17 protein-coding genes are annotated in these 21972 nt (G+C 61.0%); 13 read left to right on the forward strand and 4 right to left on the reverse strand.

The genetic code is table 11. The features are described 5' to 3' along the window. Positions 1-7: 7 nt before the first annotated feature. Complete coding sequence (locus tag QMG56_RS04110) at positions 8-784, forward strand: NUDIX domain-containing protein (RefSeq protein ID WP_281821313.1); 777 nt, start codon at positions 8-10, stop codon at positions 782-784. After that, complete coding sequence (locus tag QMG56_RS04115; RefSeq protein WP_230186650.1) at positions 781-1512, forward strand: extensin family protein; 732 nt, start codon at positions 781-783, stop codon at positions 1510-1512. Before QMG56_RS04110 ends, QMG56_RS04115 begins: the two co-directional genes overlap by 4 nt. A gap of 8 nt (positions 1513-1520) precedes the next feature. Here QMG56_RS04115 and QMG56_RS04120 read toward each other — a convergent pair whose 3' ends face one another. Next, complete coding sequence (locus QMG56_RS04120; RefSeq protein WP_281821314.1) at positions 1521-2660, reverse strand: PQQ-dependent sugar dehydrogenase; 1140 nt, start codon at positions 2658-2660, stop codon at positions 1521-1523. Between the two features lie 190 nt (positions 2661-2850). On the opposite strand from QMG56_RS04120, the gene rimP reads away from it, so the two are divergent. The 11 genes from rimP to QMG56_RS04175 all read left to right on the forward strand — a co-directional run bounded on the left by rimP (position 2851) and on the right by QMG56_RS04175 (position 13983). Then, complete coding sequence (rimP, locus tag QMG56_RS04125; protein ID WP_230186652.1) at positions 2851-3375, forward strand: ribosome maturation protein RimP; 525 nt, start codon at positions 2851-2853, stop codon at positions 3373-3375. A gap of 8 nt (positions 3376-3383) precedes the next feature. Beyond that, positions 3384-4991: a transcription termination factor NusA gene (gene nusA, locus QMG56_RS04130; protein ID WP_281821315.1), complete on the forward strand. Its 1608-nt coding sequence runs from the start codon at positions 3384-3386 to the stop codon at positions 4989-4991. Positions 4992-5033: 42 nt separating this feature from the next. Then, complete coding sequence (locus QMG56_RS04135; RefSeq protein ID WP_281821316.1) at positions 5034-5774, forward strand: DUF448 domain-containing protein; 741 nt, start codon at positions 5034-5036, stop codon at positions 5772-5774. A gap of 9 nt (positions 5775-5783) precedes the next feature. After that, a complete protein-coding gene (infB, locus tag QMG56_RS04140) occupies positions 5784-8357 on the forward strand; it encodes a translation initiation factor IF-2 (protein WP_281821317.1) in 2574 nt (857 codons plus the stop codon). A gap of 103 nt (positions 8358-8460) precedes the next feature. Further along, positions 8461-8859 carry a 30S ribosome-binding factor RbfA gene (rbfA, locus tag QMG56_RS04145; RefSeq protein WP_281821318.1) on the forward strand — a complete coding sequence of 133 codons (399 nt, stop codon included), beginning with the start codon at positions 8461-8463 and terminating at the stop codon, positions 8857-8859. A 12-nt stretch (positions 8860-8871) separates the two neighbouring features. Continuing rightward, positions 8872-9453 (forward strand): thymidine kinase, encoded by a 582-nt coding sequence (locus QMG56_RS04150; protein ID WP_281821319.1) that lies wholly within the window; start codon positions 8872-8874, stop codon positions 9451-9453. A 32-nt stretch (positions 9454-9485) separates the two neighbouring features. Beyond that, complete coding sequence (locus QMG56_RS04155) at positions 9486-10037, forward strand: GNAT family N-acetyltransferase (protein WP_281821320.1); 552 nt, start codon at positions 9486-9488, stop codon at positions 10035-10037. Between the two features lie 2 nt (positions 10038-10039). After that, positions 10040-10978, forward strand: a complete 939-nt coding sequence (truB, locus tag QMG56_RS04160) for a tRNA pseudouridine(55) synthase TruB (RefSeq protein WP_281821465.1) — start codon at positions 10040-10042, stop codon at positions 10976-10978. Then, positions 10975-11244, forward strand: coding sequence for a 30S ribosomal protein S15 (rpsO, locus tag QMG56_RS04165; protein ID WP_230186659.1), 270 nt, complete (start codon positions 10975-10977; stop codon positions 11242-11244). Before truB ends, rpsO begins: the two co-directional genes overlap by 4 nt. A 213-nt stretch (positions 11245-11457) precedes the next feature. Next, complete coding sequence (pnp, locus tag QMG56_RS04170) at positions 11458-13770, forward strand: polyribonucleotide nucleotidyltransferase (RefSeq protein ID WP_281821321.1); 2313 nt, start codon at positions 11458-11460, stop codon at positions 13768-13770. A 69-nt stretch (positions 13771-13839) separates the two neighbouring features. Then, positions 13840-13983: a hypothetical protein gene (locus tag QMG56_RS04175; protein WP_281821322.1), complete on the forward strand. Its 144-nt coding sequence runs from the start codon at positions 13840-13842 to the stop codon at positions 13981-13983. A gap of 88 nt (positions 13984-14071) precedes the next feature. Here the strand turns inward: QMG56_RS04175 and QMG56_RS04180 are convergent, their stop codons facing one another. From QMG56_RS04180 to QMG56_RS04190, 3 genes are all read right to left on the reverse strand, one after another. Beyond that, positions 14072-15943, reverse strand: coding sequence for a CHASE3 domain-containing protein (locus tag QMG56_RS04180; RefSeq protein WP_281821323.1), 1872 nt, complete (start codon positions 15941-15943; stop codon positions 14072-14074). Between the two features lie 120 nt (positions 15944-16063). Continuing rightward, on the reverse strand, positions 16064-20104 hold the full coding sequence (locus tag QMG56_RS04185) for an LVIVD repeat-containing protein (protein WP_281821324.1): 4041 nt from the start codon (positions 20102-20104) through the stop codon (positions 16064-16066). Continuing rightward, a complete protein-coding gene (locus tag QMG56_RS04190) occupies positions 20104-21972 on the reverse strand; it encodes a hypothetical protein (RefSeq protein WP_281821325.1) in 1869 nt (622 codons plus the stop codon). The genes QMG56_RS04185 and QMG56_RS04190 overlap by 1 nt, the downstream gene beginning before the upstream one ends.

The following is a 21972-nucleotide window of genomic DNA, read 5'->3' on the forward strand; positions in this document are numbered from 1 at the left end:
CCGCTGCATGATTGAGCCCGCCGCATCTGCGACTTCAAGGCCCGCCGCCACATTGATCGTGCTTCGCGACGGTCCGGCCATGGCGCCCGAGATACTGATGGTACAGCGCGCAGCGACGATGGCTTTCGCTGCCGGCGCGCTTGTCTTTCCGGGCGGCGCTCTGGATGAAGACGACTACCGACTGGCCGAGACATTCGCCGATGGATTGCCGGTTGACGAGGCAGCGGCACGGATCGGGGCGATCCGCGAGACTTTGGAGGAAAGCGGCATTGCGCCGGGCCTGAATGTCCGCGATCCCGGCCTTCTGGCGGAAATGCGCACCGCGTTGGCATCTGGCATGCTGTTCTCCGAACTGATCCAGTCCAATGACCTGTTGTTGAAAATCGGCATGTTGACGCCCTTTTCCCGCTGGCATCCCAATCCGGCTGAAAAGCTTCGGCACGTATTCGACACGCGATTTTTTCTCGCCAGATATGATTGGGATGGCCCGGAACCCACCGTGGACAATACCGAACATGTCGATCTGTTCTGGGCATCCGCGAGAGACACATTGGCCCGGTGCGAAGCGGGGGGTGGCCGTATCATCTTTCCGACACGCCGTAATCTCGAACGCCTTGCCCAATTCGATTCGATTACCGATCTCGAAAGCCATGCACAGGCCACTTCGGTAGAAAAGGTCGTGCCGTGGATCGAGGATCGACCGGAGGGTCGGTTCCTCTGCATCCCGAATCATCTGGGCTATCCGGTATGCGAAGAGCGGGTCGACACCGCTTCGCGGGGATGACGGCGCGAACGGTCTATCGCTGGACGCGCAGGCTGATCTGGCTGCTGATTGCCGCCGGGCTGGCGCTTGTTGCTTTTGCGGTGTTGAAGGGGCGCCCACAGGACATGCCGTGGACGCCGCTCGACCTGGCCCAGCCGATTGGCGCGTTCACCGGGAGAAAGCTCGCCGGTTTGACGCAGGACCCGCAGCAATGCCGGGATCTGCTGGATCGCGCGGGGATCGGCGTTGTTGCAGTGGGCGCGAAGGGCAGCGGGCAGTGCGTGCATAGCGACGGCGTGCGCTTGCAAGCGCGCAAAGGTGCCGCCAGCCTTGCACCCGCGTCCGTTGCGCCATCCTGTCCCGTCGTCGCCGCGCTCAAACTGTGGGAATGGCATGTGGTACAACCCGCCGCCCAGAAAGCATTCGGCTTGAAGGTCGTGCGTATCAATCACCTCGGCAGTTTCAGTTGCCGGCGCATGTATGGGCGATCCAGCGGCGATTTCAGCGAGCATGCGACAGCCGATGCCATCGATATCGCCGGTTTCGTCCTGAGCGACGGTCGGCAGATCCGGATACTCAAGGATTGGTCGGGCGAAGGCAAAGACGCGCAATTCCTTCGCGATGTCCGCGACGGGGCATGCGACCTGTTTTCGACGGTGCTGTCACCCGACTATAACGCTGCCCATGCCGACCATCTCCACCTCGATCAAGCGGAGCGGGGAGCAATGGGCTGGCGCGCCTGCCGCTGACGGCTTCCTTATTTCTTGGGCGTCAGTTTCAGCAAACGTCCCTGCGACCCATCAGCGCCGTCTTCCAGCACCCACAACGCACCGTCCGGCCCCTGTTCGACCTCGCGAATGCGCGCGCCCATATCCCACTGATCGGCTTTGGTCGCTTTCGAGCCATCCACCTTGAGACGTATCAGCGCCTGGCTGGACAGGCCGCCGACGAACAGCGAGCCTTTCCACGCGGGGAAGAGATTGCCATTGTAAAAGATGAGCCCGGCGGGAGAAATGGACGGGTTCCAGCTTGCGGCGGGCGCTTCGAAGCCGTCGCCTGCCTTGTGGTCGGGAATGTCGCGGCCATCATAATGGGTGCCGTTCGACGCCTTGGGCCAGCCATAATTGAGGCCCGGTTTGATCAGGTTGATCTCGTCGCCGCCCATCGGACCCATTTCCTGTTCCCAAAGCTGCCCCTTGTCGTCGAAGGCGATGCCCAGCAGGTTACGGTGGCCATAGGACCATATGGCAGGATTGAAGCCCTTAGCTGCGAGCGGATTGTCTGCGGCCGGTGTGCCGTCGAGATTGAGGCGTAGCACCTTGCCCAATGTCGCCTTGGGATCCTGTGCCGGATCGAATTTCTGCCGCTCGCCATTGGTGAAGAACAGATATTTGCCATCCGGCGAAAATGCGATGCGGCCAGAATAATGTCCGCCGCCATCGACATAGGGAGTCGCGCGGAAAATGGTCTTCACATTGAATAGCGTGGCCGCGCCATCGCTGGCTTGCGCGAAAGTCCCGGTGATCAGCGCAACGCCTTTGCCGCCAGCGCCTTTTTCCGAAAAGCTGACATAGACCTGCTTATTCGTTGCAAATTGCGGGTGCAGTACGACGTCCATCAATCCGCCCTGATCGGCGCTGTCGACGGAGGGAATCCCCGACACCGGAATCTTCGTCCCATTCTTGGGATCGAAGAGCAGCAGGCTGCCGGTTTTTTCGGTAATCAGCATCCTGCCATCGGGCAGGAACGTCATCGCCCAGGGCGCATCGAAATCGGCAATAGTGGCAACGTCGAAGGGCTTTTCGGTGCTGACGGCTGCCTGACCATTGGCAGGCTCTCCGCCGGTGCAGGCCAGCAGCGCAAGAGGCAGGGCGATGGCGAGCGGCGAATGGCGCATGAAAAGATCCTCTCCTGGGGGCGTGTTCGGACACATTGGATACTACGCAAATGCCTGCATGCAAATAAGGTTGCCTTGCGCTGGTGTTCTGCCTATATCGCCGTTGCTTCCTTACATCGTCAGACATGCAAGGGTCGGCTCCCACGGGGTCGGCGGCGACAAGCGCTTATGTGTTTCATGTGGAGTTTTAATGGCGGATATCGCTGCCCTTACCCAGTTGATCGAGCCGGAGGTAAAAGCCCTGGGCTTCGACCTCGTGCGCGTAAAGCTGTTCGGCGCAGGCGATGAGCGCACCTTGCAGATCATGGCCGAGCGGCGCGAAACGCGCCAGTTGGTGATCGAGGATTGCGCCGCCATTTCCCGCCGCCTGTCCGACTTGCTCGACGAGACCGATCCTATCGAGGACGCCTATCGTCTGGAAGTCAGCTCGCCAGGTATCGACCGTCCGCTCACGCGCCTGCACGACTTCGACGACTGGAAGGGACACGAAACCCGCATCACTGTCGAGGAACCCGTTGAGGGTCGCAAGACGCTGAAGGGTATTCTTAAAGGGCATGAGGGTGAAACGATCCATCTGATCGACGCAAAGGTCGGTCGGGTCGAGGTTTCCTTTGCCAATATCACCAGCGCAAAGCTGGTGCTGACCGACGCACTCATTTCTGCTACAATGCCGCTGTCCTCGGACGGAGCGGACGAAATCGAAACGGAAGGATAAGTCCCGACATGGCCAACGCCATTTCCGCCAACAGGGCCGAGTTGATCGCCATTGCCAATTCTGTGGCATCGGAAAAGATGATCGACAAGGCGATCGTGATCGAAGCGATGGAGGACGCAATTCAGCGTGCCGCCCGCGCACGCTATGGCGCCGAAAACGATATCCGTGCGAAGCTGGACCCCGATACCGGCGATCTGCGTTTGTGGCGCGTGGTCGAAGTGGTCGAAGTGGTCGAGGATTATTTCAAGCAAGTCGATCTGAAGGCTGGGCAAAAGCTGAAGGCCGATGCCGCTGTGGGCGACTTCATCGTCGATCCGCTGCCTCCGATCGATCTTGGCCGCATCGATGCGCAGTCCGCCAAGCAGGTCATCTTCCAGAAGGTCCGCGACGCAGAGCGCGAGCGCCAGCATGAAGAGTTCAAGGATCGCGTCGGCGAAATCATCACTGGCGTCGTGAAGTCGGTCGAGTTCGGCCATGTCGTCGTGAACCTGGGTCGCGCCGAAGGCGTCATCCGTCGCGATCAACAGATTCCGCGTGAAGTGGTTCGCACCGGCGACCGCATCCGTTCGATCATCCTCAACGTCCGCCGTGAAAATCGCGGACCGCAGATTTTCCTGAGCCGCGCGCACCCCGACTTCATGAAGAAGCTGTTCGCACAGGAAGTTCCCGAAATCTACGACGGCATTATCGAGATCAAGGCGGCAGCGCGCGATCCGGGCAGCCGTGCAAAGATCGGCGTCATCAGCCGCGATTCGGGCATCGATCCGGTCGGCGCGTGCGTCGGCATGAAGGGCAGCCGCGTGCAGGCCGTCGTGCAGGAAATGCAGGGCGAAAAGATCGACATCATTCCCTGGTCGGAAGACACGGCCACCTTCGTCGTCAACGCATTGCAGCCGGCTACCGTCAGCCGCGTGGTCATCGACGAAGATGAAAGCCGCATCGAAGTCGTCGTTCCCGACGATCAGTTGTCGCTGGCCATCGGTCGTCGCGGCCAGAATGTCCGTCTCGCCAGCCAGCTTACCGGTTCGGCCATCGACATCATGACCGAAGCGGACGCCAGCGAGAAGCGCCAGAAGGAATTCGTTCAGCGCTCCGAACTGTTCCAGAGCGAACTGGACGTCGATGAAACACTCTCGCAGCTTCTGGTGGCCGAAGGCTTCGGCGAACTGGAAGAAGTTGCGTATATTTCCATCGACGAACTGGCGAGCATCGAAGGCTTCGACGACGATCTGGCGGCAGAACTGCAAAGCCGTGCCGCTGAAGCGCTGGAGCGTCGCGAAGCGGGGGCACGCGAAGAACGTCGTGGCATGGGCGTCGAGGACGCGCTGGCCGAAATCCCGCATCTGACCGAAGCGATGCTCGTCACGCTGGGTAAGGCAGGGATCAAGACGCTCGACGATCTGGCCGACCTCGCCACCGACGAACTCATTGCCAAGAAGCGCGTCGACACGCGCCGTCGCGGCAAGGAAAGCGTCGAGGACAAGGGTGGCGTTCTGGCCGAATTTGGTCTGAACGAAGAGCAGGGCAATGAAATCATCATGGCCGCCCGCGCCCACTGGTTCGAAGACGAAGCCACCGATTCTGGGGAGGACGCTGTTGCGGAAACTCCCCAATGACACGCTAGAGCATAGCTTCCCCTCCCATATGGGAGGGGTTTTATGACCGAACGCCGTTGCATCCTGTCGGGCGAACGTGCCGATCCCGATGGTTTCGTGCGCCTTGCGCTTGGGCCGGACGGTCAGGTCGCCGTCGATCCGCGCGCCAAGGCGCCCGGTCGCGGCGCATGGATCGGTGTGCCCCGTCCGGTGCTGGAAAAGGCGCTGGCGAACAGCAAGTTGAAAGGTGCGCTGATCCGCGCATTCAAGACCAGCGATATCGCCATTCCCGAAGACTTGGCCGAACGGATCGACGCTGCACTGCGCGATGCGTTGCTCGACCGGTTGGGGCTCGAGGCGAAAGCGTCCATGCTGCTCACCGGATCGGCAAAGATCGAAGATGCGTGCCGGCGTGGCAATGTCGTGCAACTGTTCCACGCTGCCGATGCGCGCCCCGATGGAAGCCGCAAACTGGATCAGGCGCTGCGCGTGGGACAGGATGCGGAAGGTACTGAAATGGCTGGCCTTGTCTTGCCTGTGGGCCGCGACGCCTTATCTAAGGCAATGGGGCGTGAGAACGTCGTCCATATCGCCGTAACCGACAAGAAAGCCGCTGCCCGTTTGGGCACCGCCCTTGGCCGCTGGCAAAGCTATCTCGGATGCGCTAATGCGGCGCCTTCGCGCGTGGCACCGTCCCAAGAGGATGGAGTCGCCGCCGCTTTGGGCGTTCCGGCCGATCAGAATGAGGAATTGGCCTGCGAACCGGATGGTTCGCGCGCCCAGATGACGCAAGTGAAGGGTTAAGTTTAGTCAATGAGTGACAGCAAGGAAGACAAGCCGACTTTGGGCCGCAAGCCGCTTGGTATCAAGCGCACGGTCGAGTCCGGCCAGGTGCAGCAGAGCTTCAGCCACGGCCGCAAGAATACGGTCGTGGTCGAAGTGAAGCGGCGCCGCCTTATTGGCAAACCCGGTGAAGCGCCTGTAGCCGCGCCGGAACCCGAAGTCGCACCTGCACCGGTTGCGCAGGCACCCCGGCCTGCGCCCGCTCCGGTTGCGCCGCCCCCGCCGCCGCGTCAGAACCCCGGCAATAGCCTGATGTCGCGTCAGGAATTGCAGGCCAAGCTGCTGCGTGAAGCCGAAGAAGCCCGCATGCAGGCGCAGGAAGATGCGCGTCGTCGTGAAGAGGCTGCGCGTCAGGCTGCGATCGAAGAAGAAAAACGTCGGGCCGAACAGCTCGCCAATCCGCCTGAAGTCAAGGAAGAAGCACCCGCTGTTTCTCCGCCTGCTGAAGTGCCTGCGGCTCCTGAAGCTGCGGCTCCTGCACCTGCTGCGCCAAGCGAAGCGGCCCCTGCAAAGCCTGCTGCTGAAGCTGCGGCGCCTGCAGAAACCGCCGCTGTCGTGCCGCCGCCGCGTCGTTTCACGCCGGTTTCGCCGATCAAGCGCCCCGAACCCGTCAAGCCCGACAAGGCGAAGCGTGGCGTCGACGATCGTCGCCAATCGGGCAAGCTGACCGTCACCAAGGCACTTGCCGACGACGACAGCGCCCGTGCACGCAGCCTTGCCGCGCTGAAGCGTGCGCGTGAAAAGGAGCGCCGTACGCATGGCGGTGGCCGTCAGCAGCCGCGCGAGAAGCAGACGCGCGACGTAGTCGTGCCGGAAAGCATCACGATTCAGGAACTCGCCAACCGCATGGCCGAAAAGGGTGCGGATCTGGTGAAGGCATTGTTCAAGATGGGCACGCCCGTCACGATCAATGAAGTGATCGATCAGGATACCGCCGAACTGCTGGTGGAAGAATTCGGCCATCGCATTCAGCGCGTGTCGGAATCAGACGTCGAAATCGGTATCGAAGGCGATCAGGATGCGCCCGAAACGCTGAAAATCCGTGCGCCGGTCGTCACCATCATGGGCCATGTCGATCACGGCAAGACCTCGCTGCTCGACGCGTTGCGCGGGACCGATGTGGTCGCTGGCGAAAGCGGCGGGATCACGCAGCATATCGGCGCCTATCAGGTGAAGACCAAGGGCGGCGATATCATCACCTTCCTCGATACGCCGGGCCATGAAGCGTTCAGCGAAATGCGTGCTCGCGGTGCCAACGTCACGGACATCGTCATTCTGGTGGTGGCCGCCGACGACGGCCTGATGCCGCAGACAGTCGAAGCGATCAATCATACCAAGGCCGCGGGCGTGCCGATGATCGTTGCGATCAACAAGGTCGACAAGCCCGAAGCCAATCCGCAGAAGGTGCGTGAGCGCCTGCTGAGCGAGGACATTGTCGTCGAAGATATGGGCGGCGATGTGCAGGACGTACTCGTATCTGCGCTGAAAAAGACTGGCCTCGACGAACTGGTCGAAAAGATCCTGTTGCAGGCCGAAATCCTCGAACTGGGCGCAAACCCGGATCGTGCCGCAGAAGGCAATGTGATCGAAGCCAAGCTCGACAAGGGTCGCGGTCCGGTCGCGACGGTGCTGGTGCGCAAGGGTACGCTCAAGGTCGGCGACACTTTCGTCGTCGGTGCAGAGAGCGGCAAGGTGCGCGCCATGGTCAACGACAAGGGCCAGAATGTGAAGGAAGCCGGTCCTTCGACACCTGTCGAAGTGCTGGGCCTTTCCGGCGTACCAATGGCCGGCGATCAGCTTTCGGTCGTCGAAAACGAAGCCCGTGCTCGCGAAGTCGCGGCCTATCGCGCCGAACAGAAGACGCGCAAGCGGACGACGTCGGCACCGACCAGCTTTGAACATATGTTCTCTGCGCTCAACACAACCGTCATCGAATATCCGGTGGTGGTGAAGGGCGACGTGCAGGGCTCGGTCGAAGCGATCGTCAGCGCGCTCAACCGTGCCTCGACCGAGGAGATCAAGGTCCGCGTGCTGCAAAGCGGTGTGGGTGCGATCACCGAAAGCGATGTTACGCTTGCCGCCGCATCGGGTGCGCCACTTATCGGCTTCAACGTGCGTCCCAATGCGAAGGCGCGCGCGCTGGCCGTGCGGGATAAGGTGTCGCTGCGCTACTATGACGTGATTTACGACCTCATCGAGGAAGTGAAGAACGAAATGGCCGGGCAGCTTGCGCCGGAACGCATCGAAACGGTCGTCGGTCGTGCGGAAATCCGCGACGTCTTCTCCGCAGGCAAGCACGGCAAGGCAGCCGGTCTGCTCGTGGTCGACGGTGTCATCCGCAAGGCGCTCAAGGCGCGTATCACGCGCGACGATGTCATCACCTATCAGGGCGAAATCGCATCGCTGCGTCGCTTCAAGGATGATGTTTCGGAAGTGCGTGCCGGTCTGGAATGCGGTGTCACGTTCACGCAGAACTTCACCGACATCAAGGCAGGCGATTACCTCGAAACCTTCGAAGTCGAGGAACGCGCACGGACGCTGTAGTAAACAAGTTGTGCGTTACCCCAGCGAAAGCTGGGGTCTCGTGCCGCTTGATCGTGCCTGTCGCCGCAGACCCCAGCCGTCGCTGGGGTGACGAGGATTGCTTATGGCTGTGACTCCATCCGAAGGCCCGTCCGTCCGCGTATTGCGCGTGGGGGAGCAGGTGCGCCACATTCTCTCCGAAGTGCTGATGCGCGGCGACGTGCATGATGCGGTGCTGGCGAAGCATGTCGTCAGTGTCACTGAAGTGCGCATGTCGCCTGACCTGCGCCATGCCACGGCGTTCATCAAACCCTTGCTGGGCAAGGATGAGGAGGCTGTGCTGAAGGCGCTGCGCACCAACACTGCCTATCTGCAACGCGAAGTCGCCAGCCGCATGGGCCTCAAATACGCCGCGAAGCTCAAATTCCTCGCCGACGACAGCTTCGACGAAGGCAGCCACATCGACAAACTGCTCCGTGCGCCGAAAGTCGCGCAGGATCTGGCGAGCGACGACGAAGACTGACACTCTCCGTCGATGGCCAAACTCTATTTCTATTATTCCTCGATGAACGCAGGGAAATCGACGACCCTGCTCCAATCGAGCTTTAATTATCGGGAGCGGGGCATGGCAACGATGCTGTGGACCGCCGCGATAGACGATCGCTATGACGCCGGACATATCACTTCGCGCATCGGGCTGGAGGCGCAGGCGCATGTTTTCGATCCGGATACCGATCTGCGCACGGCGATTCTTGAGCAACATGGAAATGCGCCGATAGCTTGCGTGCTGATCGACGAAGCGCAATTCCTGACCGCCGACCAGGTGCTGCAACTTGCCCGGATATGCGATGAAAGCGACATTCCCGTACTTTGCTATGGCCTGCGCACCGATTTTCGCGGTGCCTTGTTCGAAGGCAGCGCGCACCTGCTCGGGCTCGCGGACTCGCTATCAGAGATCAAGGCGGTTTGCGATTGCGGACGCAAGGCCACGATGAATCTGCGCGTCGATAGCGCTGGCCGCGCGGTGCGTGACGGCGCGCAAACGCAGATCGGCGGGAACGACAGCTACATCGCGCTATGTCGACGGCATTTCATGGCGCGGCTCCGCGAAGGCTGACAGCGACGCATCGCGCCGCTAAGGCCGTTGCTATGACATGTTCCGCCAGCCTCGACCGCCTGATCGCACCTATCGACTACGAAAACCTGCATCTGGTGCAGCTTGGTGCAGAGCATCGCGAAGCGCTCCGGGCGATCTGTCCGCCAGACGATCCGGTGTGGGATATCTATCCCGTGCGGCTTTCCGGCGAACAGTTCGATACCACATTCGACGGGATCGTCGGCAATCCCGACCGGCGGCCCTTCGCGATCCATGTCGATGGCGCACTTGTCGGGATATCGGGCTTCCTCAATATCGATCGGGTAAGCGGCGTCGTGGAGATCGGCGGCACGTATATGACGCCCGCCGTCCGGGGCTCCGGATTGAACGGGCGACTGAAACCCCTGTTGATCGCCCGTGCCTTCGACAGCGGCTTTCAGCGGATAGAGTTTCGCGTCGACGCACGAAACACGCGCTCGCTTCGTGCCGTGGAAAAGCTGGGCGCCGTGCGCGAAGGGGTGTTGCGGCGGCAGCGGGTGACGTGGACGGGCTTCGTCCGCGATACGGTGGTGTTTTCCATACTTCATGACGAATGGCCGCGCTGATGCTGCACGGGTGGATCATTCTCGACAAGCCGCGCGGCATGGGATCGACCCAGGCAGTGTCCGCCGTCAAACGCGCACTGCGAACAGCCGGAGAACCCAAGACGAAGGTCGGACACGGCGGGACGCTGGATCCTCTGGCCGAAGGCGTGCTGCCTATAGCCATTGGCGAAGCCACCAAGCTGGCCGGGCGGATGCTCGACAGTGACAAGATCTACGACTTCACCATCGGTTTCGGTGTGCAGACTGACACGCTCGATATGGAAGGCGTATCGGTTGCGCAAAGCGACGTGCATCCGACGTTGGCGCAGATCGAAGCCGTGCTACCCCAGTTCACCGGCCCGATAGATCAAGTGCCGCCCGCCTACTCCGCGCTGAAAGTCGATGGCGAACGCGCTTATGATCTCGCCAGGGCGGGGGCCGAAGTCATTCTGGCGACCCGTCACGTCACCGTACATTCTCTCCGCGTCTCCGCGCCTCCGCGCGAACACACCGAGGAAAGCGCGGTGCATGACATCACTCTCACCGCGCATGTCTCCAAAGGCACCTACATCCGCTCCCTCGCGCGGGACATTGCGCTGGCGCTGGGCACGGTCGGCCATGTTACCATGCTGCGGCGAACGAAGGCAGGGCCGTTCACCCGTGACACCGCGATTTCGCTGGACAAATTGTCCGATGCTGCTAATGCGCGCACCATCGCGCAGCTTATGCTGCCGTTGACAGCGGGGCTGGACGACATCCCGGCTCTGGCTGTCAGTCCCGATCAGGCCGCTGCCCTTCAAGTGGGCCGAACGCTGACCGGGGTAGCTGCAACCACCGGCCTCCATCTGGCGATACTGGGCGAAACCCCGGTCGCATTGGTTGAGGCGCTGGCCTTGGAAACAGGGCTGGAGGTCAAGGTGGTTCGCGGTTTTAACCTGATGTCGAAGGAAGAAAATACATGACGATCACGGCAGAGCGCAAGGAAGTGCTCATCAAGGAATATGCCCGCGCTGAAGGCGATACGGGTTCTCCCGAAGTCCAGGTTTCGATCCTGACCGAGCGGATCACGAACCTGACCGAGCATTTCAAGTCGCACCACAAGGACAATCACAGCCGTCGTGGCCTGCTGATGCTGGTTAATAAGCGTCGCAGCCTGCTGGATTATCTCAAGAAGAAGGATCAGGCGCGGTATACCGACCTGATCGGAAAGCTCGGCCTGCGTAAGTAAGCCGAAACGAAGGGACGGCCCCAATCGGGGCCGTTTCCGATTCTGACACATGTCGCCGGGCAATTCGGCGCGACGGCATGATCCGGGGGACGTCCCCCGCCCCGTTCGATATATGAACGGCAAGGGAGAGCCCAACGCTCTCCACCCATGGGTCACTGGACCCACCAAAGGCCCCGCCATGCAATAGGGCATCGCGGGCGAAGGAAATGAAACATGTTCGACGTTAAAAAAGTAGAAATCGAGCTGGGCGGCAAGACCCTCACGCTCGAAACGGGTCGTATTGCGCGTCAGGCTGACGGCGCTGTTCTGGCCACCTATGGCGAAACCGTGGTGCTGTGCGCCGTGACCGCCGCCAAATCCGTGAAGGAAGGGCAGGACTTCTTCCCGCTCACCGTTCACTATCAGGAAAAATTCTCCGCAGCAGGCCGCATCCCCGGTGGCTTCTTCAAGCGTGAGCGCGGCGCAACCGAAAAGGAAACGCTGACCAGCCGCCTGATCGACCGTCCGGTCCGTCCGCTGTTCCCCGAAGGTTTCTACAACGAAATCAACGTAATTTGCCAGGTGCTCTCGTTCGATGGCGAAAGCGAGCCCGATATCGTTGCGATGATCGCAGCGTCGGCTGCGCTCACCATTTCGGGCGTACCTTTCATGGGTCCGATCGGCGCGGCGCGCGTCGGTTACAAGGATGGCGAATACAGCCTCAACCCGTCGATGGACGATGTGAAGGCCGGTGAACTCGATCTGGTCGTCGCCGCCACGCATGACGCAGTGATGATGGTCGAATCGGAAGCCAAGGAGCTGTCCGAAGAGGTCATGCTTGGCGCCGTTGGCTTTGCTCATGACGCCTGCAAGAAGATTGTCGGCGCGATCATCAAGCTGGCTGAGAAGGCTGCCAAGGATCCGTGGGAAATGGCCGCCCAGGCTGACCTGTCGGCTGCCAAGGACAAGCTGAAGAAGCTGATCGGCAAGGACATTGCCGCCGCTTACAAGCTGACCGACAAGTCGGCACGTTCAGGCGCGCTCAACGAAGCCCGCGCAGCCGCCAAGGCAGCCTTTGCCGATGCGACCCCGCAGGATCAGATGGCAGCCTCCAAGCTGATGAAGAAGCTGGAAGCGGAAATCGTTCGCGGCGCAATCCTGAAGGATGGCACCCGCATCGACGGTCGTTCGACCACGCAGATCCGTCCGATCGAAGCCATCGTTGGCTTCCTGCCTCGCACCCATGGTTCGGCGCTGTTCACGCGCGGCGAAACGCAGTCGATCTGCACCACCACGCTGGGCACCAAGGACAGCGAGCAGATGATCGACGGCCTGACCGGGCTTTCGTACGAAAACTTCATGCTGCACTATAACTTCCCGCCCTATTCGGTCGGTGAAGTCGGTCGCTTCGGTGCGCCGGGTCGTCGTGAAGTGGGCCATGGCAAGCTGGCATGGCGTGCGCTGCACCCCGTACTGCCCAGCAAGGACGAGTTCCCTTACACGATCCGCGTTCTGTCCGACATTACCGAATCCAACGGCTCTTCGTCGATGGCAACGGTATGCGGCGGTTCGCTTTCGATGATGGACGCGGGCGTTCCGCTCAAGCGGCCGGTATCGGGCATCGCGATGGGTCTGATCCTGGAAGGCAAGGACTTCGCCGTTCTTTCTGACATTCTGGGTGACGAAGATCATCTGGGCGACATGGATTTCAAGGTTGCAGGCACATCCGAAGGCATCACCACGATGCAGATGGACATCAAGATCGCCGGCATCACTGAAGAGATCATGCGCAAGGCGCTGGAGCAGGCCAAGGAAGGCCGTGCGCACATCCTGGGCGAAATGGCCAAGGCGCTGGACAGCACCCGCACCGAACTGTCCGCACATGCTCCGCGTATCGAAACGCTGCAGATCGACAAGTCGAAGATCCGCGAAGTCATCGGCACCGGCGGCAAGGTTATCCGTGAAATCGTCGCGGAAACCGGCGCGAAGGTCGACATCGACGACGAAGGCCTGATCAAGATCAGCTCTTCCGACATCAACCAGATCGAAGCAGCACGTAAGTGGATCCTGGGCATCACGCAGGAAGCGGAAGTCGGCAAGGTCTATGACGGCAAGGTCGTCAACATGGTCGATTTCGGCGCGTTCGTGAACTTCATGGGCGGCAAGGACGGCTTGGTCCACGTTTCGGAAATCCGCAATGAGCGGGTCGAGAAGGTGGCTGACGTCCTGAAGGAAGGCCAGGAAGTAAAGGTCAAGGTTCTCGAAATCGATCCGCGTGGCAAGGTTCGCCTGTCGATGCGCGTTGTCGATCAGGAAACCGGCGCCGAACTGGAAGACACCCGTCCGCCCCGTGAAGCGCGCGAGCCGCGCGGTGACAGGGGCGACCGTGGGGATCGCGGTGACCGTGGTCCGCGTCGCGATGGCGGCGGTGGCGATCGCAATCGTCGCGATCGTGGCGGTCGCGGTGACCGTCCGCGCAGCGAAAGCAGCGAAGCGTCGAAGGACAGCGACGCTGGCGGTTTGCCTGACTTTCTGACGCAAGACTGATCGGCTGCGGCCCTGCGCCGCAATCGTTGAAAAAGGGGTCGTTCGGCAGTACCGAGCGGCCCCTTTTTCATGCCCGCAGAAGATGTATCAGGTTCGGCTATCGTGGAGCAGAGCGACGAGCGAAGCCCACGCATCTTCCCGCTCTTGCCGCGTTTCGCGTGCCAAGTCTCTGCTGACGTGGCGGCGGTCGCGGCGATGACGGCGCGCGGCTAGGGAGATTTCGGACATGGCGACACAACGTCGCGGAACGGCTTTCGATACAGCTCTTTCGATGACCTGCCGCCGCTGGAGGACAAGCCGTTCAGTCGGTCGGGTCGCTATCCAGAACCTGCCGTATCTTATGTGCCAACTGGCTCATGGTGAACGGCTTGGACAGCAGCGCGACCCCGGCGTCCAGCATTCCGTTGTGAACGATGGCGTTGCGCGTGTAGCCGGTAGTGTAGAGTATCTTGAGCGTGGGGCGGTCGATCAGCACCTTGTCCACTAGCTTGCGCCCGTTCATGTCGGGCATCACCACATCGGTGAACAGCAAGTCGATACGCGGCTGAATAGCCAGTACGGCCAGCGCCTGACTGGCATCCGACGCTTGCACAACCGTATAGCCAAGCTCGCGAAGGCTATCGACGGACACGTGCCGGACACGATCTTCGTCCTCGACCACCAGAATGATCTCACCATCGCGCGCGCGGGGTAGGTCTGTGGTTGTCGGGACGCTTCGACCCGATCCAACACCTTCGCTCTCGCCATAGTGGCGCGGCAGATAGAGTTTGATCGACGTGCCGTCGCCGGGCTCGGAGTAAATCTTCACATGGCCTTGCGACTGCTTGATGAAGCCGAATACCTGGCTGAGCCCAAGGCCCGTTCCGCGTCCAACGCCCTTTGTCGTGAAGAACGGCTCGAACGCGCGCTCGACAACTTCCGGCGGCATGCCAAAGCCTGTGTCCGTCACCGACACTACGATATATTGGCCAGCAGTCACCTCGTTGTGCGCCGCGGCATAATCGTCATCGAGATGCGCGTTGTTTGTTTCGATCGTCAGCTTGCCCCCATCCGGCATCGCATCGCGCGCGTTGACGCACAGGTTGAGAATGGCGTTCTCAAGCTGATTGGGATCGACAAACGTCGTCCACAACCCACCGGCAAGCACCGTTTCGACGCGCAGGTTGTCGCCGATGGTCCGCCGCAGCAGTTCGGACATGCCACCCACGAGCTTGTTGGCGTCGAGGGATTGCGGTTCAAGCGGCTGCTGACGGGAAAAGGCAAGCAAGCGCGACGTGAGCTGAGTCGCGCGCTGCGCGCCCTCCATCGCATTATCCAGATTTTGCAGTGCCTTCGGGTCGGCATCCTCGTTCAGCCGCCGCCGTGCGATGTCCAGCGAACCTACCACAACGGCCAGCATATTGTTGAAGTCGTGAGCGATACCGCCGGTCAGTTGGCCGACCGCCTCCATCTTTTGCAACTGGCGAAGCTGTGTCTCCACGGCAGTCCGGCTTTGGGCCTCCTCATGCAGTTGTGCGTTGGCTTCGGCCACTGCATCGCGTGCTGCCACCGCTTCGATCAAGCGGCTGCGTGCGCTGCGGATGGTGTACAGGCCCAGCAGCATCACGGTCACGCCACTCACCGCTAGTGCAATGGCAATGGCTGTGCGTTGCATACTGGCTGTTGCTTCGCGTTTGAACAACAGGTTCTGCTCTTCACGCTGCATGGCAGCAATTGCACGACGGGCATTATCCATGGACATTTTGCCACGCAACAGCTCGTCGGTATCTATCGGTGCACCCAGCTCGAATTTGGCGATGGCAAGACGAAGATATTCCTGCCGTCCTGCAGTAATTTCCTGCAGCTTCTTGAGACGCTGGATCTGCGCGGGATTGTCGGCCAGCGCTGTTTCCAGTGCGGCGAAATCGGCTGGCAGGCTGCGCAAAGCTGCCTCATAGGGTTCCAGAAAAGTCCTAAGCCCGGTCAACAGATACCCACGTTGCCCCGTCTCGGCATCCTGAAGGCGGGACAAGATGCCTGACAGGCGGTTTTGCATGGCCTGTGTATGTGTAATCGCTGCGATCGACTGGTCCTGCCTTACCGACAGCCAGATGCTCCCGCCGATGGCAAGCGCGAGAAACAGAAAACCGGCGACCAGCGCGCGAATGGACTTGTCGAACCGAAAAGTGAGCATCGCTAGTGCTTAGCTGCTTTTGTCGGTCGGTCAACTCTCCAGCCGTGCATTTGCCGACGGAGTGAACGTCTTGATATCTTTCCGTATTCCCCGATTAATGGGGTGCGCGAAATCCCCGGTTCAGCGGTTGGGCACCTTCATCGGCGGTCGCCAGTCGCGCATGTCGGGTTCGTCGCTGACCTTGTACGGGATACCGCGCCGGTCGAGGAACAGCCGCTCCATCTCGCTGCGGGTAAAGGGTCGTGAGCCCAGACGTCCGAACACGGCGATCTGCCCACCGGTTTCATCGACGGCCCGGTCGCGATCCAGCCCCTTGGATAGCGCCAGCGCAGGGGACGGGGTCTTCGCCCAAGCGATCAATTCAGGTTTCGGTGCGGGCGAGAAGCCATAGAAATTGGGCTGGCTGTCGGGGCTGGTAAGCTGAATGACCTTCAGGCCATTACGACCATCCGCGACATAAGCGAACAAGGATGCGTTGGTGGTGGCGACGATCACGTCCTCGACATCGTTCATCGTCCCGCCAAACGTCTCCTTGGCATAGAGCAAAGGCTGCATCGGGTTGGTGATGTTGACGATTACCAGACCGTCTGCCTTGCCCGCGACATAGGCATAGGTGCGCGCCAGGTAGATGCGCCGCGCGTCCGCCAGCGGCACGGTGCCCGATGGCACGGCAACGGGATCGGTCAGCTTGGTCACGTCGAACAGCTTGAGCCCTTCGGCATCCGTGACCCAGAGATACCGGAACTGGATCGCACTGGCCCGCGCATCCTTCAGCGGACGTACCGCTGCGAGACGCGGCTTCAGCGGATCGGACAGATCGACCACCACCAGCCCGACATCGGCGGTGATATAGGCGATTTGACCGGCCAACTGGATATGCCGCGCACCCTTCAGCACATTGTCGGGGTTCCATGTCACCGCGCGTTTCAGGAAATTGTTGCGGAATTCGCCATCGGCCATCGTCTCGATGTTGACCATCACCAGCCCTTCGACGCTGTCGGTGACGGCGGCGTAGGAATAGATCGGCAGGAACGGCTGCTCCTGATTGATGGTCCGCAGTTCCGGCGTGTTGCGCAGCGGGTTGACCGGCTGATTGGTCGCAATCGCCATGCAGGTCGCATTGGTTGTCTTGACCCGCGTGTTCTGCCCCAGTTTTGAGAAGGGCGCGCTCACGATCCGTTCGGAGAAGCCCTTGTTGGCGATGGAGGCAACGTCATAGACGTGGAAGCCGCCCTTGCCTTCTGCCACGAACATATATTCGCCGCGCAATTGCAGACAGCCGACCCGGTCGGTGGTGCCTTGGACGATGTTCTTGAACTCCTCCATCGGCTGCGTTTCGCCAGAGGCCTTGGCGTCGAACACCTTGCCGCGTACCCAATCCTTCAACTCGCGCTTATTGTCCTCGACATGCATGCGCCAGTAATCGGGATAGGCATATTTCTGAAGATAGCTGCCGATCACCGCCTGCGGTTCGTCCCATTCGGTGACGCGCACGGCTTCAAACCCACCTTCAAGGCCGGTCCAGGCATTCAAACCCACGAAGTTCACGAAATTCGTGCCCAGCAACAACAGTTGCGACATGATCGCGTTGTTGTCGTCCTTCGCCGACAGATGGCAGTCGGAGCAGGTCTTTGTCTCGGTCGTTCGCACGGTATGCGGGAAGTGCGGCGCGAACGCTTGCGAGGAAAAGCCGATGCCTGAAATCGGTGGCTGCTGAATATAGATGCGCTCTCGATTGAGGTTGGTTGAGGACAGCACCAGCGCACTGGTCGAGCGAACCGGGGTGATTTCGTTCCCCTTGGTCGTCATGTGGCGGCCAAGCTGGAACATCTCGTCACGCGCGACCTGCGGGTTGTACGTCGCGAAGTTCCGCGTTTCCTCGCCCTCGAAATGGTGGAGCTTCGTCTTCCAGTTCGCCTCGATGGGCAAATGGCAGCCACCGCAGCTCGTCGTCCAGCTCAAATGGCAGGTGAAGCAGGCCATCTGATCGTCGCCATGCGCCCGGTCCGCCTTGGCGACTCCCGGCCCGAAACCGTAACTGCCGTCTTCTGCGCTGGTCTTGCTCATCAGCTTAGACCGCGCTGCGCGCGCATTGAAATGCGGGCTGGTGGCGTCCACGCTGTCCTTGACGAGACTGACTTCCCATTCGAGTGTCGGATCGACGATGGACCGTTGTATCAGCTTGCGCCGACCGCTGGCATCGTAGAACCATTCGAACCGACGCTTGCCATCGGGATTGCGCAGCAACGCGAGGTTGGTGCCGTTGGGCGGGGCTGCGGGACCGGACGTGAGCAGTGTCGGCCATGCGTCCGCTGTGCCGTGGCAATCCTTACACCCGATTTCGATGGCGTTGGCGACTTCGCCATAGATGTAGCCATTGCCATGGCTGTCCTGCCCGAAATGGCAATCCGCGCACTGCAGACCCTTTTCGGCGTGGATGTCCATCATATGCACGGTCTTGCCGGGGTTGGTGCCGGGCTGGACGAATTTCTCCTCACCCTTTTTGCGCCACTTTTCCGGATCGTCATTCGCGACGATCTTCCCGTCCTTGTCGAGCAGATTGCCTTCGCGATCGCGCTTGAAGATGCCGCGGAAATTCCAGCCATGGCCGTGATAGTCGGCAAACTGCGTGTCCTTGGCCTTTTCATTGAGGTCATAGACATTGCGCAGGAAATCGACATCGGACCAGTTGCCCTTGGGCGCCGCGCCTTCGGGGTTGCGCTCCAGTGTCTCGTGGACTTCGGCGGCGGTCGGATATTTCTGCTTCTTGGGCCACATCAGCGGCGCGTCGGACTCATAGTCCCACATGGTGTAGCCAAGGTAGCTGTTCAGGAAGATGTTGGGCTGATGCATGTGGCAATTCATGCACTGCGCCGTAGGGATCGCGCGGGTGAAAGCATGCTTGATCGGGTGGCCGCTTTCCTTCGCGGCGGCGATGGGATGCTCAGGCGTGGCGTCGTCATGATTGGACGCGACGGTTTCGCCATGCGGACCTTTCAGGCCGCCGTGACCCACTTCGGCATGTTCGACTTTGGCGGCAATCGTCGGATCGACGGTCGCACTTTGCCCGTCGCGGCCATATTGCGCGTAGATCAGGCTGTGGCGCGGTTCGCGGTCGTTGGCATAGACGACATGGCAACCCGAACAGCCCGAATGGCGATAGTCGCCCGGCTGGTCGTTGGTCCCCATGAACCACATGAACGGATCGTTGAGGCGGGTCTTGTGAATGTTGAGCGCGGGGATCGCAACGCGCAGGCCGGTGCCGGGACCGCGGCTCGATTGCTTCAGGTCCGGGCGGCCCGGTTCTTCGAGCCGCTGGATCGATCCGGTCGGGTTGGGCAGGCCGATTTCGGCAAACTGCGTCTGGATATTGCGCCCGCCACGCTCGAACACGCGGAACACGTCGCCGGGCGGAATGACGTGCCATGTCGGCAGCGGATAGAGTTCGGCCAGCGCACCGCGCGCCTTCTCCGCGTCGGTCAGTTTGCCCGGCGGATTACCGGGTGTGACGATCTTGGCGGGTTCGCCTTCGCGCGTATAGGCTTCGCCGAAGATGTAGTTCTTGAACGGGACGATCCCGTTATTATACGCCGCACCGCCCCACAGCATCGCGCCCGACGCCATGATTGAGCGTTCTGCCGCTTCGATGGTGGCCAGATGGCACGACCCGCAGGCTTCGCGCGCCACGCGATAGTCGGACGGATTAACGAAGCGTACGAATTCCGGCGCTTCCTTGTTCAGCAGCGCATAGGTGCGTTTCGGATTGGCCGAAGAGGGATAATGCCAGCTTTCGGGATAGGTCGGCAGCACATGCGCCTTGTCCCGCGCGGCGGCATAGGCGGGATCGTCGAAGCCCAGTTCGGGATTGCCCCGCACGCTCGCATTGCCGCCATGACAATCGGTGCAGCCCAGCATGACCGCAGGCGTTGTGTGCATCGATGGTTCGTCGGTCTTCGTGTGACAGCTATAGCAACCATCGGATTTACCGGCGACCTGCTCTGCGGTCTGACTCATCGGCGCGGCGGGGGCGACGGCATAGACGCGCTTCACGGGCTTTTCGTCGTCGCTCGCCTGAACGATGGCAACGGGAATGAGCAAGGCGGCGAGGAGGAGAAGCGCCCAGCCTTTCAGCCGTGAGAGAATGGGAAGCAAGCCGCGCATCAATAGCTGACAATCAGGTTGGCGAGCACCGAATAATAATTGCGGTGGCTGTCGCGGTTATCGAAAAGGTCTCTGAAACCCGCACCAGGCAGGAGCGCCGCGCCCGACAAGCGGAACACGATGTTCTGGGTCGCTTTGGGCCGCCAGATCGCTGCCCCGGACAAGTCCCAGCCGATCGACTTGGGGATGCTCCCCTCGACACGCAGCGCCTGCAGCGTGGCGGTATTTTCAAACCACAGGTGATTGGCGTTGGCCGACAGGCGAACCTGCGGCGTGATGTCGAAATCTGCGCCCGCCCCGGCCAGGATCGTGCCGGGATTGTTGAAATTCGACTGCCCCTGTTCTTTCGAAGAGCGCAGCGAATTGAGGATTCCGTTGCGGCCGTTGATGCTGATGACGCGCCCGCCGCCCGCGAACGGGATCGTCTGGCGGATCCAGTAGCTGGTGTCGGCACCGGCAAACACCGGGTTCTCGAAAATCGCGTCGAAGCCGTTTTCGGTATTGTCGTAGGGATCGCCATCGCCGCTTGCATACAGCCCGGACAGTCGGAAACGTACCCAGTCGATATCGTAGCTGGCTTCGGCAGCGGCGAAGAAAGCGCGAATTTCGGCTTTCTTGCTGGTGAAAAAGTTATTCCGGTCTTCGCCCAGCGCGCCGTAAAGCGATGCCGTCAGGTTGATCCGCCCGATCCGTCCGTCGGCATTATAGCCCAGATAGACGACATCATATTCGCGCCCGCGCAGATCGCCGAGCAGGGCAGGGCGCACCGGAAAGCCATTGTCGTCGATCTCGACGTCATTCTTCTCGCGGTTCATGTTGTACACGGCAGTGATCTGGCTGGTCAGGCCGGGGAGCAGGAAGTCCTGCCGATAGACGTTGGCGAGAAAGACAAAGTCGTCGCGCGGGCGTTGCACGACGCTGTTGAGGCCGCTGTTCGTGTCCTTTTCCAGTCGCCAGAAAGCCGCGAGGTTGAATTGGAAACGGTTATTGTCGCGATTGCCGAACAGTCGGATGCCAAGCTGCTGATCGTTGAACAGGAAGCCGCGGAAATCGGACTGCATCGGCTGAATCCCGACACGCAGTGAGCGGAAGTCATATCGGTCCGATGTGTTCGCCAGATGGTAATCGACGAACAATTCCTGCACGCCGAGGAAATGATCGGTGCGGCGGCTGGGCTTCGATGGCTCGACGAACAACACGCGCCGTTCGGGCACGTTCACATGATTGACGTTGAACGCCAGTGCCACGCGATATTCGATTTCGGGCGGCTTGAAGGCCGTCGATCCCTTCACCAGCGAGGCACTGGCAATGAAGGTCTGTGAGAAGACGAAGCTCGCATCCTTGCCGAACACGTCGAGGCTGCCGGGGCGTTCGGTGGTCTGCACGCCCACCGGAATGGGGAAGGTGCGGGGTTCCAGCACCGTGTCGCTGACGGCGCTGGCGATGAAGAACCAGTCGTCGCCCTTGATCGGCAGCCACTTCGCCTTTTCACGGTTTATGGGCCGGTCACCCTTCAACGTGTTCTGGTTATACGGGTCGAACCAGCGTTCCTTCACCACACCCAGCGATTCGATCAGGCGCCAGCGGTCGGGGATCGGGATCTGATCGGTGGGAAAGGCTTCGGGCGGCGGCGCACGTAGCGCGCCGACATTGTCCTGTGTCACCTTGTCCGGCAGTTCCTGCTCGAACCCCGGACGGCGTCGACCGTCGATAATCTGTTCGTCCGCATCGGCCTGCGACTGATGTTCGGGCGCGTCGATGATCTGCTGCCAGTTGTCGGGCGGCGGCGGTGGCACAGGCTCGGCCGGGGGTTGCGCGCCCGATCCGGCCAGCGCCGCGACAAGCGGCAGGAGGGAAGCCAGCGTCAT

This window comes from Sphingobium sp. BS19, from assembly GCF_027925545.1.
Classification (GTDB): Bacteria; Pseudomonadota; Alphaproteobacteria; order Sphingomonadales; family Sphingomonadaceae; genus Sphingobium.

What these genes read in the sequence shown, in the direction of transcription:
- QMG56_RS04110 (WP_281821313.1), top strand. Translation starts at nt 8, where the DNA reads ATGATTGAGCCCGCCGCATCTGCGACTTCAAGGCCCGCCGCCACATTG.
- QMG56_RS04115 (WP_230186650.1), top strand. Translation starts at nt 781, where the DNA reads ATGACGGCGCGAACGGTCTATCGCTGGACGCGCAGGCTGATCTGGCTG.
- QMG56_RS04120 (WP_281821314.1), bottom strand. Translation starts at nt 2,660, where the DNA reads ATGCGCCATTCGCCGCTCGCCATCGCCCTGCCTCTTGCGCTGCTGGCC.
- rimP (WP_230186652.1), top strand. Translation starts at nt 2,851, where the DNA reads ATGGCGGATATCGCTGCCCTTACCCAGTTGATCGAGCCGGAGGTAAAA.
- nusA (WP_281821315.1), top strand. Translation starts at nt 3,384, where the DNA reads ATGGCCAACGCCATTTCCGCCAACAGGGCCGAGTTGATCGCCATTGCC.
- QMG56_RS04135 (WP_281821316.1), top strand. Translation starts at nt 5,034, where the DNA reads ATGACCGAACGCCGTTGCATCCTGTCGGGCGAACGTGCCGATCCCGAT.
- infB (WP_281821317.1), top strand. Translation starts at nt 5,784, where the DNA reads ATGAGTGACAGCAAGGAAGACAAGCCGACTTTGGGCCGCAAGCCGCTT.
- rbfA (WP_281821318.1), top strand. Translation starts at nt 8,461, where the DNA reads ATGGCTGTGACTCCATCCGAAGGCCCGTCCGTCCGCGTATTGCGCGTG.
- QMG56_RS04150 (WP_281821319.1), top strand. Translation starts at nt 8,872, where the DNA reads ATGGCCAAACTCTATTTCTATTATTCCTCGATGAACGCAGGGAAATCG.
- QMG56_RS04155 (WP_281821320.1), top strand. Translation starts at nt 9,486, where the DNA reads ATGACATGTTCCGCCAGCCTCGACCGCCTGATCGCACCTATCGACTAC.
- rpsO (WP_230186659.1), top strand. Translation starts at nt 10,975, where the DNA reads ATGACGATCACGGCAGAGCGCAAGGAAGTGCTCATCAAGGAATATGCC.
- pnp (WP_281821321.1), top strand. Translation starts at nt 11,458, where the DNA reads ATGTTCGACGTTAAAAAAGTAGAAATCGAGCTGGGCGGCAAGACCCTC.
- QMG56_RS04175 (WP_281821322.1), top strand. Translation starts at nt 13,840, where the DNA reads ATGCCCGCAGAAGATGTATCAGGTTCGGCTATCGTGGAGCAGAGCGAC.
- QMG56_RS04180 (WP_281821323.1), bottom strand. Translation starts at nt 15,943, where the DNA reads ATGCTCACTTTTCGGTTCGACAAGTCCATTCGCGCGCTGGTCGCCGGT.
- QMG56_RS04185 (WP_281821324.1), bottom strand. Translation starts at nt 20,104, where the DNA reads ATGCGCGGCTTGCTTCCCATTCTCTCACGGCTGAAAGGCTGGGCGCTT.
- QMG56_RS04190 (WP_281821325.1), bottom strand. Translation starts at nt 21,972, where the DNA reads ATGACGCTGGCTTCCCTCCTGCCGCTTGTCGCGGCGCTGGCCGGATCG.